This is a genomic window from Nonomuraea sediminis, from assembly GCF_018531495.1.
In the GTDB taxonomy this organism is placed as follows: Bacteria; Actinomycetota; Actinomycetes; order Streptosporangiales; family Streptosporangiaceae; genus Nonomuraea; species Nonomuraea sediminis.
In genome coordinates this window covers 839,708-855,967 of sequence record NZ_JAHDTI010000004.1, presented here as the reverse complement: position 1 = coordinate 855,967, position 16,260 = coordinate 839,708, and the positions used below count along the sequence as shown (strand labels likewise).

General features: G+C 72.2%; 6 protein-coding genes. All 6 read left to right on the top strand.

The genetic code is table 11. The annotated features are described in order from the left end of the window. Positions 1 to 106 precede the first annotated feature (106 nt). From KIK09_RS23740 to KIK09_RS23715, 6 genes are read left to right on the top strand one after another with little or no spacing between them, the layout of a single operon-like run. The gene (locus tag KIK09_RS23740) at positions 107 to 1,690 is read left to right on the top strand and encodes an FAD-dependent monooxygenase (protein WP_214321464.1); all 1,584 of its coding nucleotides are present in this window, start codon (positions 107 to 109) and stop codon (positions 1,688 to 1,690) included. Beyond that, complete coding sequence (locus KIK09_RS23735; RefSeq protein WP_214321463.1) at positions 1,687 to 10,392, top strand: type I polyketide synthase; 8,706 nt, start codon at positions 1,687 to 1,689, stop codon at positions 10,390 to 10,392. Before KIK09_RS23740 ends, KIK09_RS23735 begins: the two co-directional genes overlap by 4 nt. 15 nt (positions 10,393 to 10,407) lie before the next feature. Further along, entirely contained in the window at positions 10,408 to 12,225 is a 1,818-nt protein-coding gene (locus KIK09_RS23730; RefSeq protein WP_214321462.1) for an asparagine synthetase B family protein, read from the top strand. Beyond that, a complete protein-coding gene (locus KIK09_RS23725; RefSeq protein ID WP_214321461.1) occupies positions 12,222 to 13,271 on the top strand; it encodes a PLP-dependent cysteine synthase family protein in 1,050 nt (349 codons plus the stop codon). Before KIK09_RS23730 ends, KIK09_RS23725 begins: the two co-directional genes overlap by 4 nt. Positions 13,272 to 13,278: 7 nt before the next feature. Then, positions 13,279 to 14,460, top strand: a complete 1,182-nt coding sequence (locus tag KIK09_RS23720; protein WP_214321460.1) for a M24 family metallopeptidase — start codon at positions 13,279 to 13,281, stop codon at positions 14,458 to 14,460. Next, positions 14,457 to 16,256 (top strand): carbamoyltransferase family protein, encoded by a 1,800-nt coding sequence (locus KIK09_RS23715; RefSeq protein WP_214321459.1) that lies wholly within the window; start codon positions 14,457 to 14,459, stop codon positions 16,254 to 16,256. Before KIK09_RS23720 ends, KIK09_RS23715 begins: the two co-directional genes overlap by 4 nt. The last annotated feature ends 4 nt before the right edge of the window (positions 16,257 to 16,260 follow it).

Sequence of the window (16,260 nt, the reverse complement as noted above, 5' to 3'; positions counted from 1 at the left end):
GCGATCTGTCAATATGTAGACAGCCTATGCTTGGTCCACGGGATAGACCAGCCCGTCCCAGCCGGAGTGGACACCCGCTCTAGGGCGGGCGGTCAGGCTGACCCTCGTGCGTGAGGAATCCACACCTGTCCTGATCGTCGGAGGCGGCTCCGTCGGCCTGTCGGCATCCCTGTTCCTGTCGTTGCTGGGCGTGTCGTCCGTGCTGGTCGAGCGCCACGACACCATCTCCGTCCATCCGCGTGCGTGGGGGTGGTACCCCCGCACGCTGGAGCTGTTCCGGCAGGCGGGCATCGCCGATGCGATACTCGCCGAGAGCCGGGGGTTCGCCGGCCACAACCTCAACGGCAAGGTCGAGTCCCTGGCGGGCAAGGAGATCGCCGTCTCGGTCATCCCCGCGCCCGACGAGGTCGGCGGCGTGAGCCCCATCCCCCGGATCATCTCGCTCCCGCAGGACCGCGTGGAGCCGATCATCCGCGACCGCGCCGTCGAGCTCGGCGCCGACCTGCGCTTCGGCGCGGAACTCACCGACCTGGTCCTCCAGGACGGCCAGGCCGTGGCGACCGTGGTGGACAACGACGAGAAGTACTCGATCAGCGCCCGCTACGTGATCGCGGCGGACGGCGCCCGTGGCCGGATTCGCGAGTCGCTCGGCATCGGCCGCCACGGCAGGGGGGTGCTGCGCCACCAGATCAGCGTCCTGTTCCACGCCGACCTGGGTCCGGTGCTGGGCGAGCGGCGCTTCGCCGTCTGCCAGGTGGAGAACCCTGAGGTCACCGGGGTGCTCGGCCACGACGACACGCTGCGGCAAGGCACGCTGATCAGCACGTTCCACCCGGAGAAGGGCGAGCGGCCGGAGGACTTCACGGCGGAACGCTGCGTCCAGCTCGTCCGCGCCGCGGTGGGCGTGCCCGACCTCGAGGTCGAGCTGCGTGACGTGCTCCCGTGGGAGATGGCCTCCTTCGGCGCCGAGACGTACGCCAAGGGCAACGTCTTCCTGGCGGGCGACGCCGCGCACGTGATCCCTCCCGTCGGCGGCTACGGCGCGGGCACCGGCATCCAGGACGTGCACAACCTGGCCTGGAAGCTGCGTGCGGTGCTGGCAGGACATGCCCCGGCCCGGCTGCTCGAGACCTACGACGCCGAACGGCGGCCCGTCGCCACCGCCACGATCCAGCAGGCCGAGCTACGCCTGGCCGCCAGAGCCGGCTTCGCCAGCCCCGAGCAGGCCGCCAAGGTCCTGGACACGATGACGGTCACGTTCGGCTATGGCTATCGCTCGCCGGCGATCTGCCAGGAAGGGAACGGGGACGACCAGCCGCCGTTCGTCCACCCGGCCGAGCTCAGCGGCCGCCCAGGCACGCGCGCGCCCCATCTCTGGGTCCGCCGCGACGGCGCCACGATCTCCATCCTCGATCTCTTCGGTCCGGATGCCGTCCTGATGTGCGGACCGGACGCCGAGGACTGGCAGGCCGAAGGCGGCGAGGCGGCCAAGGATCTGCCGCTGCGCGTCTACCGGATCGGGCACGACCTGGAGGCAGAAGGCTGGCCCGAGGCCTACGGCGTCCCGTCCTCCGGGGCCGTCCTGGTCCGGCCCGACGGATTCGTCTGCTGGCGTTCGGGCTCCTCGGATCTCGGCCTGGCCGAAGCCCTCGCCATGATGCTCTGCCGGCGGCCGGAGGACCGCTCATGAGGTTGCTGGAGACCCCCATCGCGATCATCGGCGTCTCCTGCCGCCTTCCCGGCGCAGGGGACCCGCGCGCGTTCTGGAAGCTGCTGCACGAGGGCGTGAGCGCCGTACGCGACACCCCGCCGCCCGGACGGCCGCCGAGCGGCCCCGGCGGCTACCTGGACCGGGTGGACGGATTCGACGCCGACTTCTTCCAGATGGCGCCGCGCGAGGCCGCCGCGGCGGATCCGCAGCAGCGGCTCATGCTGGAGCTGTGCTGGGAAGCGCTGGAGGACGCGCGCATCGTCCCAGGACGGCTGCGCGGTAGCCGTACCGGAGTGATCATGGGTGCGGCCTCCGACGACTATCTGGCGATGACGTACGGCACCGCCGAGGCGATCGGCCCGCACACGCTCGCCGGAGTGCAACGAGCGATGATCGCCAACCGCGTCTCGCATGTGCTGGGCCTGCGCGGCCCGAGCCTCGTCGTGGACGCGGGCCAGTGCTCCTCGCTGGTCGCCGTCCACGAAGCCTGCGCCAAGCTGCGCGCGGGCGAGGCCGACCTGGTGCTGGTCGGCGGCGTCAACCTGATCCTGGCACCGGCGGGCAGCCTGAGCGTGGGTCGCGCGGGCGCGCTGTCTCCCGGCGGCCGGTGCTTCACCTTCGACGCCCGCGCCGATGGGTACGTGCGCGGCGAGGGCGGGGTCGCGCTGGTACTGAAGCCGCTGCCCGCCGCGCGAGCCGACGGCGATCGGGTGTACTGCGTCATCCGGGCCAGCGCGGTCAACAACGACGGTCCCGCGGACGCGCTGACCGTGCCCAGTCGCCTGGCCCAGGAAGAGGTCATCCGCGAAGCCTGCCTGCGGGCATGCGTCCAGCCGGCCGAGGTCGGCTACGTGGAGCTGCACGGCACGGGCACGCCGGTCGGCGATCCGGTCGAGGCCGCCGCGCTCGGCGCCGTGCTGGGCGTCGCCCGCCCGGACGCCTGCCCGCTGCCCGTCGGGTCGGTCAAGACCAACATCGGCCACCTGGAAGGCGGCGCCGGCATCGCCGGGCTGCTCAAGGTGGTGCTCAGCATCCACGAGGGCGCGATTGCGCCCAGCCTCAACTTCGCCTCGCCCCACCCTCGCATTCCCCTGGCGGAGCTGGGCCTGCGGATCCCGCTCGAGCCGGAGCCGTGGGACGGCGGCCCGCGGATCGCGGGCGTGTCCTCCTTCGGGATCGGCGGCACCAACTGCCATGTCGTGCTGACCCAGGCCCCCACGACCGGGCCGGTTCCACCGGCCACGGCTCCACGCGTGGCCCCGTGGCTGCTGTCCGCGCGCTCGGCGGCGGCACTGCGCGCGCAGGCCGCCGCGGTCACCTCCGTCACGGCGGCCGACCCGGGCGAGGTGGGCTGGTCGCTCGCCACCACCAGGACGCCCTTCTCCTACCGCGCGGCGGTGGTCGGCGTCACGCCCGAGGAGTACGCCGAGGGCCTGACGGCCATCTCCCGCGGCGAGCCCGGGCCCCAGGTGGTGACCGGGCAGGCGGGCGGGGGCGGGCTGGGCTTCCTGTTCCCCGGTCAGGGCAGCCAGTACCCCGGCATGGGCGACGCGCTTCGTGAGGCGTTCCCCGTCTATGCCGAGACGTTCGACATGATCGCGGCCGAGCTCGAACCCCTGCGCTCCAGCACGGCCACCGGCACCCGGCAGGTCCAGGCAGGACTCTTCGCCGCGGGCGTCGCGCTCTACCGGCTCCTCGAGAGCTGGGGCATCAGACCGGACTGGGTGGCCGGACACTCCATCGGCGAGATCGCCGCCGCGCACGTCGCGGGGGTTCTGCCGTTGTCCGACGCATGCCGGCTGGTCGCGGCCAGGGGCACGCTGATGGCAGGGCTGTCAGGCGACGGCCTCATGGTCTCGGTCCAGGCTTCGGAAGCCGACGTCCTGGCCGTGCTCCCGCCCGATGGGCCGGTCTCGGTCGCCGCGGTGAACGGCCCGCGCTCGAGCGTGATCTCCGGTTCGGCCGCCGAGGTGACAGCTCTGGCCGAGCGCCTCGCGGCGATGGGCATGCGCACCAGAAGGCTCGCCACCGACCGCGCCTTCCATTCCCCGCACATCGATCCCATCATGGACAGCCTCGCGGCCACGGCCGCCGGGCTCACGTTCGGCGACTTCGACGGCGTGCGGATGGTCTCCACGCTCACCGGGCGCGTGGTCTCCGCGAGCGAGCTGCGCGACCCCCGGTACTGGGCGCGCCAGGCCCGCGAGCCGGTCCTGTACGGCGCCGCCGTACAGGCACTGCATGAGGCAGGGGTGCGGACCTTCATCGAGCTGGGCCCCGGCGCGCAGCTCACCACCATGGGCCGTATGTGCCTGGAGGACCCGGCGGCGGCTTTCCTCCCGACCCTGCGCCGCGAGGACGAGGAGCGCTCGGTCCTCCGCGCGGTGGCCGGACTGTGGGTCAACGGGCGGGAGGCGGACTGGCGTGCCGTCTTCGGCCCGCGGCGGACGGTGGACCTGCCCACCTATCCGTTCCAGCGGCAGCGCTACTGGATGGACGACGTCCAGGAGCCGGCCACCGAGCTGGTCCGGGTCGGGGACGACCCCGTGCACCTGGTCCGCGCGCACACGGCGGCGGTGCTCGGCCACCGGAGCCCCGAGGACGTCGATCCGAGCCGTTCCTTCCACGATCTGGGACTGACCTCGATCACGGCCATGGAGCTGAGCGCGGCCCTGTCCGTGGCGCTCGCCAGGGACGTCCCTGCCACCGCCGTCTTCGACCATCCCACCCCGCTGGCACTCGCCGCGCACCTCGCCGACGACGGCGAGACCCAGGCCACGGACGGGAGGACCGGTTCCACCGGAGGACCGCTGGCGATCATCGGGATGGGCTGCCGCTATCCCGGAGGCGTCCGGTCCGCGGAAGGCCTGTGGCGGCTGGTCATGGCGGGCCGTGACGCCATCTCGCCCTTCCCGCAGGACCGCGGCTGGGACATCGGCCGCCTCTACGATCCCGACCCCGAGCGTCCAGGCACCTCCTACGTCAGGCACGGCGGCTTCCTCGACGACGTGGCCGGCTTCGATGCCGACTTCTTCGGCATCAACCCCAAGGAGGCCGAGGCCATCGACCCCCAGCAGCGGTTGCTGCTGGAGGTGTCCTGGGAGGCGCTTGAGCGCGCCCGCCTCGACCCAACCGGCCTCGCGGGGCGGCCCGTCGGTGTCTTCGTCGGCGCCACCGCGCAGGAGTACGGCCCGCGGCTGCAGGAGGCCGGGCCGACGGGCGGCTACGCCCTCACCGGCACCACGGCCAGCGTCGCCTCGGGGCGGATCGCCTACTGCCTCGGCCTCACGGGTCCCGCGCTCACCGTGGACACGGCGTGCTCCTCGTCCCTGGTGGCCATGCACCTCGCCGCGCGGTCGCTGCGCAGCGGGGAGTGCGACCTCGCGCTGGCCGGCGGGGTCACGGTCATGTCGAGCCCCGGGATGTTCGTCGAGTTCAGCAGGCAGCGAGGGCTCGCTCCGGACGGCCGGTGCAAGCCGTTCGCCGCCGCCGCGGACGGGACCTCCTGGGCCGAGGGAGCCGGCATGCTGGTCCTGGCCCGCCTGGAGGACGCGCAGGCGGCCGGCCATCCCATCCTCGCGGTCCTCCGGGGCACCGCCGTCAACCAGGACGGCGCCAGCAACGGGCTGACCGCGCCGAGCACGCGGGCCCAGGTCCGCGTCATCCGGGACGCGCTGGCCGATGCTGACCTGCGTCCGCAGGACGTGGACGCCGTCGAGACGCACGGCACGGGGACCACGCTCGGCGACCCGATCGAGGCGCGTGCCCTCATCGAGGCCTACGGCCGCCACCGCGACCGCCCCCTGTGGCTGGGGGCCCTCAAGTCCAACCTCGGTCACACCCAGGCCGCCGCGGGCGTGGCGGGCGTGATCAAGATGGTGGAGGCGCTGCGGCATGCCGAACTGCCCAGATCGCTCAACATCGACGAGCTCACCCCGCACGTGGAGTGGGGCTCGGTCGCGCCGCTGCGCGAGGAGCGGCCCTGGGAGGACGATGGGCGACCGCGGCGCTGCGGCGTCTCCTCCTTCGGTATCAGCGGCACCAACGCCCACGTCATCCTGGAGCAAGCACCGGGCACACTGGAGCAGCCATCGGGTACGGCCGGGGAACCTGCGCGCGAGCTGGTTCCCCTGCTCGTGTCGGCGAAGACCGACGCGGCTCTGCGCGAGCAGGCCGAGCGGCTCGGCGAGCTGCTGGAGGCCGATCCCGCGCCGCGGGCGAGCGACCTCGCGCACGCCCTGGTCACGACGCGGTCCCGGTTCGGACACCGCGCCGTGGTGCTCGCCGACCCCGAGCGACCCGACCTGACGCGGGAGACCCTGGGCGCGCTGGCCACAGGGCGCGCCGCCGAGCACCTGATCCGGGGGACGGCGGTCCAGGGCAAGACGGTGTTCGTCTTCCCCGGCCAGGGAGCCCAGTGGCCGGGCATGGGCGTGGAGCTGGCAGAGACCGAGCCCGTCTTCGCCGAACGGCTCCGCGCCTGTGCGGACGCCCTGGCCGAGCACGCGGACTGGGCGCTCATGGACGTCCTGCGCGGCGCGCCAGGGAGCCCGCCGCTCGATCGCGTGGACGTGGTACAGCCCGCTCTGTTCGCGATCATGGTGGCGCTGGCCGCCGTCTGGGAGTCGTGGGGCGTGCGTCCTGACGCGGTGATCGGCCACTCGCAGGGCGAGATCGCCGCGGCGTGCGTCGCGGGCGCGCTCACCCTGGAGGACGCCGCGGCCGTCGTGGCGATACGCAGCCAGGTCATCACCGAGCTGGCGGGCACCGGCGGCATGGGCTCGATCGCCCTGCCCGTCGCGGAGGCCCGGCTCCGGCTGCGCGATACCGGCCTGCACCTGGCGGCCGTCAACGGCCCGGCCTCGGTGGTGATCGGCGGCGACGCCGACGAGGTGGCGGACTTCCTCGCCCGTGCCGAGGCGGACGGCCTGCACGCCCGGCGGATCAACGTGGACTACGCCTCGCACACCCCGCGGATGGCGGCGATCCGCGACCGGTTGCTGGCCCGTCTCGACGGCATCACACCGCGCGCCGCGTCGATCCCGTTCCGCTCCACCACGCGCGGCGTCCTGCTGTCCGGTATGGAGCTGGACGCCGCCTACTGGTACGAGAACCTCAGCTCGCCCGTCCTCTTCGAGGATGCCGTCGCCGAACTGGCCGCCACGGGGCACGGGCTTTTCGTCGAGGCCGGCCCGCATCCCATCCTGACGCTCGCGGTGAGCGAGACCCTGGAGTCACGCGGGTCGGCCGGGGCGGCTGTGGGCAGCCTCCAGCGCGACCGCGGCGGGTGGCCGCGCCTGCTGGCCGCCCTCGCCGAGGCACACGCGCACGGGGCACCGGTCGACTGGGACAGGCTCCTGCCTGGCCGCCGGGTGCGGCCCGTCGATCTGCCCACCTACCCCTTCCAGCACCGGCGGTTCTGGCGCAACGCCCCCGCCGGTGCGGGTCTGAGCGAGGCCGGGCTGTCGGAGGACCGGCATCCCTTCCTCGGCGCGCGGGTGGAGCTGCCCGACAGCGACGGCGTGCTGCTCACCGGCCGGATCTCCGGCGCGGGCTGGCTGGCCGGGCACGCGGTCGCCGGGCGGGTACTGCTGCCGGGTACCGGGTTCCTGGAGCTGGCCGCGCATGCCGCGGAGGTCACGGGCCGGGCCGGGATCCGCGAGCTGGTCCTGGCACGTCCCATCACGCTCCCCGAGCGTGACGGCCTGCGGCTGCGGGTCACGGTGGCGGACGGCCGGCTGAGCGTCCACACCCAGCAGGAAGAGGGCGCGTGGACCCTGCACGCCACCGGGACACTGGACTCGGGCGAGAGCGCGGACCTGGCCCCCTCCTCGCCATGGCCGCCCTCGGCAGCGGACGAGATCGACGTGACCGGCGCGTATGCCGTTCTGGCCGCGCGCGGCTACGAGTACGGGCCGGCGTTCCAGGGGCTGCGGCGAGCCTTCCGGCGCGGCGAGGAGGTGTTCGCCGAGGTGGCGCTCCCTCCCCAGCTCGCGGCCGACGGCTTCGCCGTACACCCGGCCCTGCTCGATGCGGCTCTGCATGCCTGGCTGTACGCGCGGGAGTCCGGCCTCGTGCTGCCGTTCGCCTGGCGGGACGTGCGCGTGCACGCGGCGGGTGCCACCCGGCTCCGGGTACGGCTGGCGCCGGTCGAGGGGACGGGCGAGGTGTCACTGTCAGCGACCGACGACCAGGGCCGGCCGGTCCTGTCGGTGGGCGGGCTCACGCTGCGGCCCGCCCAGGCCGCCGACAGGGACTCGCTGTTCGAGGTGCACTGGCGGCCCGTTGACCTGCCGGAACCCATGCCGGGAGAACGCTACGCCGCCGTCGAGATCTCCGCGGACTCCCCCGCCGCCGCCGCGCGCGAGGCGCTGGAGCTCCTGCGGGAACGGCTCGCCGGCGAAGAGGACGGCGTCCGCCTTGTCCTGGTGGTCCGCCCCGGCCTCGCGCACGCCCCGGTAGCCGGGCTGGTGCGATCCGCACACGCGGAGAATCCTGGACGCTTCGTGGTGCTGGAGACGGACGCGCCACTCACCGATGCGCTGCTGGCCCGCGTCGCCGCGAGCGACGAGGCGCATCTGCGCTTCGACGGCACCCGGCTGCGGGTCCCCCGGCTGTCCCGGCTGGTGGACCACGAGGTACTGACGCCGCCCCCGGCAGGTGCGTGGCGGCTCGGGCTGACCGCGAAGGGGCTCATCGAGAACCTCACGATCGTGCCCGCCGAGCCGGAGCCACTCGGTCCCGGCATGGTCCGGGTGGCCGTGCGGGCAGCCGGACTGAACTTCCGCGACGTCGTCGTCACGCTCGGCCTCCTGCCGGGCGAGGAAGGTCTCGGGCTCGAAGGGGCCGGCGTCGTGCTGGACACCGGACCGGGCGTGCGCGACCTGCGCCCAGGCGATCGGGTGTTCGGGCTGCTCCGGGACGCCTTCGGCCCGGTCGCCTACGCGGATGCCAGGACGCTGGTGCCCATCCCCGACGACTGGACGTTCGCCATGGCGGCGTCGGTGCCCGTCGCGTTCCTCACCGCCTACCTGGGTCTGGTGGACGTGACCGGGCTGCGCCGCGGCGAACGGCTCGTCGTCCACGCGGCGGCCGGCGGCGTGGGCATGGCCGCGGTCCAGCTCGCCCGCCATCTGGGAGCGGAGGTCTTCTGCACGGCTCACCCACGCAAGTGGGAGGTGCTGCGCGGGATGGGAATCGACGACACCCACCTCGCCTCCTCCCGGACGGTCGAGTTCGCCGACGCCTTCGCGGGCGCGGACGTGGTGCTCAACTCACTGGCAGGGGAGTTCGTCGATGCCTCGCTACGCATGCTGGCTACAAGCGGTCGCTTCGCCGAGATGGGCAAGACCGATCTGCGCGACCCCGCGACGGTGGCGGCAGAGCATCCGGGGATCACGTACCGCCCGTTCAACCTGCCCGATGTACCGCCCGACCGGATCCGCGAGATCTTCCAGGAGCTCGTCCCGCTGTTCGCTCGCGGAGTACTGCGCCCGCTGCCGGTGACGGCACACGACCTGCGCCAGGCCCGCACGGCCTTCCGCGACATGAGCCGCAGCCACCACACCGGGAAGATCGTGCTGACCGTGCCGCGTCCCCTCGATCCCGGCGGAACCGTCCTGATCACCGGTGGCACGGGCACGCTGGCCGCCCACGTGGCCCGGCACCTGGTGGCCCGCCACGGCGTCCGGCACCTCCTGCTCGCCGGACGGCGCGGCCCCACCCCCGCCACCGAGAAACTGAGCGCCGAACTGGCCGGGCAGGGCGCGCAGGTGCGGGTCGAGGCCTGCGACGTCGCCGACCGCACGGCACTCGACCGGCTGCTGTCCCGCATCCCGCCACAGCGGCCGCTGACGGCCGTGGTCCACGCGGCGGGGATCCTCGACGACGGCATCGTCTCCTCGCTCACGCAGGAGCGGCTCGACACGGTGATGCGCCCCAAGGCGGTGGCCGCGTTCCACCTCCACGAGGCCACCGCCGGCCTCGACCTGTCGGCCTTCGTCCTGTTCTCCTCCGCCGCCGGCGTGCTCGGCGAACCCGGGCAGGCCAACTACGCCGCCGCCAACGCCTGCCTGGACGAGCTGGCCCGGTACCGGCACCGCCAGGGCCTGCCCTCGATCTCCATCGCCTGGGGGCTGTGGGCGGAGCGCAGCGGCATGACCGGGCACCTCAGCGAGGCCGACCTGGCGCGGATCCGCCGCTCCGGCATGGCGCCACTGCCCACCGCGGACGCGCTCGGGCTCTTCGATGCGGCCCTCGATCTGGACGAACCCTGCGTGGTGCCGATGCGCCTGGAGGCGGGAGCCGTACCGGAGATTCCACCTGTCCTTCGGGAGCTGGTACGACCCGCGGAGATGGCCACCGGTGAGCCGGCCTCCGTTCGCGGGGACCGGTTGCTGGAGCTGATCTGCGCGGAGGCGGCGGGTGCGCTGGGGCACGACGGCGAGGCGCTGCGCCCGGAGGAGAACCTCAAAGCCCTGGGTTTCGACTCGCTCACCGCGATCCAGTTGCGCAACCGCATCGCCGCCGCCACCGGCCTGCGTCCCTCGGCCGGTCTGATCCTGCGGTCCCCCACCCCACTGGCCATCTACGAGCGCCTGGAGGCGGAACTGAGTACTCCAGCCGCGCTAGACGGCTCTTCGAAGCGGTCCGGCGATGCTGAGGCCGTCAGGCACACGTAGCAGAAGGGCATTCCGATGTCAGGTGTTGTCGGATGGATCGACTATTCCAGGAATCTGACCCTGGAGGCGCCGCTGATGACGGCGCTCACCGGGACCCTCGCGCAGCGCGGCCCTGACGCGGAGGAGGTGTGGATCTCACCGCATGCCGCGATCGGCTACCGCGAGCTCGACCTCGGGGTGAACGGGCGCCCGTTCGCCCTGGAACCGGGACCGGTCGCCGCCTGCGTCACCGGGACCCCGTTCGGCCTGGACGAGCTGCGCAGGCGGCTGCCGAACGCGCCGTCGCGGGCATCGGCCGCCGAACTGGCCGCCCGTGCCTATCTGGAATGGGGCACCGACTTCGTGCCCTGGCTGGACGGCCCCTTCGCGATCGTCATCTGGGATGGCCGTTCCCACGAGCTCGTCCTGGCCAGGGACAGGATCGGCGGCCAGCCGCTGTTCTACACGGCCACGCCGACCGGGCTGGTGTTCGCCTCGCGCAGGGACACGCTGCTCGCCCACCCCGAGGTCCGGCCCACGGTGGACGTCGACGGCCTGCGGCAGGTCATCTCCCACGCACTCCCGACCGGGCCGATCTTCGCCGGGTTCGAGAGCGTCGGGCAGGCGGAGATCGTGAGGTTCGACGGTGAAGGCAGGGCCCGGCGCGAGCGGTACTGGCAGCTGTCCACCCGGGAGCACACCGACGACCTGGACGCGACCGTGGCCACGATCCGCGGGCTGCTGGAGGAGAGCATCAAGCTGAACCTCCCCGAGGACACGACGTCGCTGGTCTCCATGCTCTCCGGCGGCATCGACTCCTCCTCGGTGGCCGCACTGGCCGCCGCCGAGCTGCGGCACAGGGGCCAGGACCCGCTGCGCACCTTCACGATCGACTACCTCGACAGCGAGTTCCAGGCCGACGTCATGCGGCGCACCAAGGACGAGCCGTACGCGCGCAAGGCCGCCCAGCACATCGGCTCGGTGCACACGGTGATCAGCCTGCGCCCTTCTGACATCCTGCATCCGCTCGTCAAGGACGGGCTGCTGTTCGCCACCGAGGCCCCGACCCGGATCTACGACATGGACGCCGGGCAGCACATCTTCCTCCGCAACACCGCGGCGACCGGATCCAAGATCATCTTGACCGGTTTCGGCGGCGACAACGCCTTCCTGGGCTCCAACTGGGCGATCGACAGGGGGCTGGTGGAGTCGGGCACCTTCCCCTGGCTGGCCCTCGCCCAGCGGCACGGCGCCGTCAACGGCTTCGGCACCGGACTGCTCAACAAGGAGACCCTGGCTCTGCTGGACTTCCCCGTCTACTACCGGGACACCTACGCCACCGCCATCGCCAACGTGGCGCACCTGCCCGGCGAGGATCAGTGGCAGCGGCAGCTCCGGCGCGTCTCCTACCTGGTGCTGACGCTCTTCCGCACCGACTACGCGATGTTCTCCGCGGCCGGGCTGCAGGCCCGCTCGCCGATCAACAGCTACCGGCTGCTGGAATACGCCTACAACATTCCGGCCGACCTCCAGGCCCACGGCGGCATCGAGAAGGGCCTGCTCCGGGCGGCCGTGGCGGACCTGCTCCCCGAGGAGATCGTCCAACGACGGCGCAGCGCCACCCCGGTGAGCAACCATCCGGACTATCCGCGGCAGCTGCAGGCGGAGCTCAAGGAGATCCTCGCCGACAACCAGGCCCCCGTCCGAGCGCTGATGGACCTGGACCAGGCATCCGCGCGCGCGGGCGACCCCACGGTGCTCGCCGAGAACAGGATCGCGCGGGCGGACGTCGAGCTCATGATCCAGCTCAACAACTGGCTGACCGGCTATCGGGTGCGATTGGCACTGCGGTGATTCACAACGACATCCTGAGCACGATCGGCGGCACGCCGGTGGTCCGGTTGCGGCGGCTGACGGTGCCCGGCACCGAGATCCTGATCAAGCTGGAAGGGTTCAACCCCGGCGGAAGCATCAAGGACCGGGCCGTGCTGTCCATGATCCGGCGGGCGGAGCTCAACGGGCGGCTCCGCCCGGGCGGCACGATCATCGAGTCCACGTCGGGAAACGTCGGCAAGGCGCTCGCCCTGATCGGCGCGGTCAACGGCTATCGCGTCATCCTCGTCGTGGACCCGAACGCCCCCCGATCCAAGCTTGACTACGTCCGCGCGCTCGGGGCCGAGATCGTGGTCGTGGACACGGCCGACGAGGGCGGTCTCTACCAGCGGCCCCGCATCGCCCGGGTGAAGCAGCTGCTGCAGGAGATACCCGGCTCGTTCTGGCCGGACCAGTACGACAACCCCGACAATCCGCGTGCCCACGCCGAGCAAACCTCCTACGAGCTGCTGAGCGACGTCCCGAACTTCGACGCGCTGGTGACGGCGGTGGGCACGGGCGGCCACATCAGCGGACTCTCCTCGACGCTGAAACGCGAGCTGCCCGGCCTGGTGACCGTCGGGGTGGATGCCATCGGCTCAGCCGCCATGGGCTTTCCCTTCGCCGGCTACCTCATGCGCGGCCTGGGGCTGCCGTGGATGCCCGGCTGTCTCGACCTGGATCTGGTGGACCACGCCCACCTCGTCGCCGACCACGAGGGCATCGCGACCAGCATCGTGCTCGCCAAGACCGAGGGCATCCTGGTGGGCGAGTCGTCGGGAGCCGCAGTGTTCGGCGCGCTCCACTACGCGCTGCACCACTCCCCGAGCCGGATCGTGGTGGTGGCGGCCGACGACGGCATCCACTACCTCAGCGAGTCCTTCAACGAGGACTGGCTGCGCGAGCACGGCCTGCAGCAGAAGATAGCCGCCGCTGGGCTGACCGATCCGGAGCGGTTGATCGAAGCCGCTCGACGCCCCCAGTCGTTGCCGGTCGCGCTCACCCGCCGCTACGCCATCACCCGGTGAGGATGCGATGAACGTCGAACGGTTACGCGAGCGGATGGCCGAACTGGACGTCGACGCCGTGGTGGCGACGACACAGGAGAACGTCTTCTACCTGACCGGGATCTCCAACGTGACCTTGTCCGTCCTCCCCCACGGCGGGCAGTGCTATGCGGTGGTGACCCGCGACCGGCCGGACCGCCCGCACCTGATCTCCCCGAGGTGCGACCTCGACCAGGCTCTCGACGCCGACGTACGGCTGGGCGAGATCGTCGGATTCGGCGAGTTCTACCGCGAGGTCACCCCCGGCGCGGCGCTGGAGCCGGTCGAGGAGGAGCTGCGCGCGGTCGCCTTGGAGGGGCCGCACGCGGCGACGGCCATGGACGCCCTGGTCCTGGCCCTGAACCGGGCCGGATACTCGGGGGGCACGCTCGCGGTGGATGAGGACGGCGTGCCGTACGGCTTCCTCCAGAAGCTCGGCGAGGCCCTCCCGCGCGCCCGCGTGCGTGCGGGCGCCGACCTCCTGCGCTGGACCCGGAAGGTGAAGACGAGCACGGAGATCGACCGGCTGCGGGAGGCGGCGGCGATCACCGAGGACGCCATCAGGGCCGCGGTCGGGATCGCCAGGCCAGGCGTCACCGAGATCGACCTGGTTCGCGAGTTCGAGCGCACGATCGTCGGAGCGGGCGCGCGTCCTGCGTTCACCCTCATCAAGTTCGGCCGGTCGGCGGTCGGCGGGCAACGCCGGCCACGCGATGTTCCGCTGCGGATGGGCGAGGCGATCTGGATGGACGTGGGTTGCGTGCACCGCGGCTACTGGTCGGACATGGCGCGCGTCCACAGCACGGGCGAGCCGGCGGAGAAGCTGGTCCGCTATCACGCGGCCATGAGAGAGGGAGCGGATCGCGCCCTCGCCGAGGCCCGTCCGGGGATGACCGGCAAGGAACTCTTCGACCTCGTCGTGGCGGCCGTCCGCGAGTCGGGTGTGCCCCACTACCGCCGCCAGCACGTCGGGCACGGCATCGGCGTCGAGCTCTACGATCGCGTGCTCATCACACCCACCTGCGACGACAGTCTGGAAGAAGGCACCGTCGTCAACGTCGAGACCCCCTACCACGAGCTCGGCTTCGGCGCCGTCCAGGTGGAGGACCCCTTCGTCGTCGGGCCATCGGGCAACACGCTACTCACCACTCTCAGCCGGGACCTCTCATGATCATCGTTGGCATTTCCGCGTTGTTCCACGACTCCGCCTGCGCGGTCGTCATCGACGGACGGCCCGTCGCCGCGGCGCACGAGGAGCGGTTCACGCGCCGCCGCTACGACCGGTCGATGCCGGTCAACGCGTTCCGCTCGTGCCTGCTGGACGCCGGGATCGACATATCCGACGTCGACTGCGTCGCCTACTACGAGGATCCCGTCGCCAAGCTCTCCCGCCAGCTCTGGGCCGGCGTCGCGAACCACGCCTCCGAGCCGCTCCTGGAATTCGACTGGACGGCCGCCGGGATGCCGCGGCTGCACGGCCAGAGCCTGGCCCAGCTCGACGCCGCCAGGCCCCGTCGCGAGATCCGCGAGCTCCTCGGGTTCGAGGGCCCGGTCCACACCTTCACCCATCACGAGTCGCACGCGGCGAGCGCCTTCTACTGCTCGGGCTTCAGGGAGGCGGCCCTGTTCACCGCGGACGCCGTCGGCGAGTGGACCACGACGAGTTACGGCCACGCCGACGACAGCGGGCTGAAGCTGCTGGAGGAGGTCGCCTTCCCGCACTCCCTCGGGTTGTTCTACAGCGCGCTCACCTCCTACCTCGGCTTCGCGGTGAACAGCGACGAATACAAGGTCATGGCGCTGGCCTCGGCCGGCAAGCCACGTTTCGCCGACCGGATGCGGCAGATGCTCCGCAACGGCCCCGGCGGCGGCTTCGAACTGGAGCCGAGCTACTTCTCCTTCGACGGCTCCGATCGTATGTTCACCCCGGCCGTCGCCGAGCTGCTCGGTATGCCGCCACGCGAGCCGGAAAGCGACATGGACGCCTTCCACGAGGACGTCGCCGCCAGCATGCAGACCGTCCTGGAGGAGGTCCTGCTGGACAAGCTCAAGCACCTGCACGAGCTCACCGGCTCCGACAGCCTCGTCTACGCGGGAGGCGTCGCGCTGAACTGCGTGGCCAACAGCCGGATCAGGCGCGATGGCCCGTTCCGCGACCTGTTCGTCCAGCCCGCCTCCGGCGACTCGGGGGGCGCGCTCGGCGCGGCGCTGCTGTGCCATCACCGCCTGACCGGCTCCTTCCAGCCCGCACCCCTCCTCGACGCACGGCTCGGGCCGCGCTACGACATCCGGCACGTTCGCGACTGCCTGGTCCGTGCCGGTGTCCCGCACCGCGACTTCGCCGGCGACGAGGCCGGGCTGCTGAGCGCCACCGCCGAGCTGCTGGCCCAGGGGGCGGTCGTGGGGTGGTACCAGGGCAGGATGGAGTACGGCCCGCGGGCGCTCGGAGCGCGGTCCATCATCGCCGACCCCCGCGACGCACGGATGCGCGACCACATCAACGCGCTGGTCAAGAAGCGGGAGGCGTTCCGCCCGTTCGCGCCCGCCGTACCGGAGGAACGCTGCGCCGAGTTCTTCGAGCGGGACCTGCCCGCGCCGTTCATGCTGGAGACCGCCCAGGTACGGCACGCCGCGGAGCTGCCCGCCATCACGCACGTGGACGGCTCGGCCCGGGTCCAGACCGTGAACCGCGACGTCGATCCCCGCTTCCACGGCCTGCTCACCGAGTTCGGGCGGCGAACGGGCTATCCCATCCTGCTCAACACCTCCTTCAACATGCGGGGGGAACCGATCGTCTGCGACGCGAGCGACGCGCTGGCCTGCTTCGTCCGCTGCCGCATCGACGTGCTCGTGCTGGAGGACCTGATCATCCTCCGCGAGGACACACCGGCGAGCTGGGCCATCGCCGAAGCGGCCATACCGCGTCACCCGCCGGTGTCGCGCAGCGACAGCTACACGTTCTTCTGAAAGG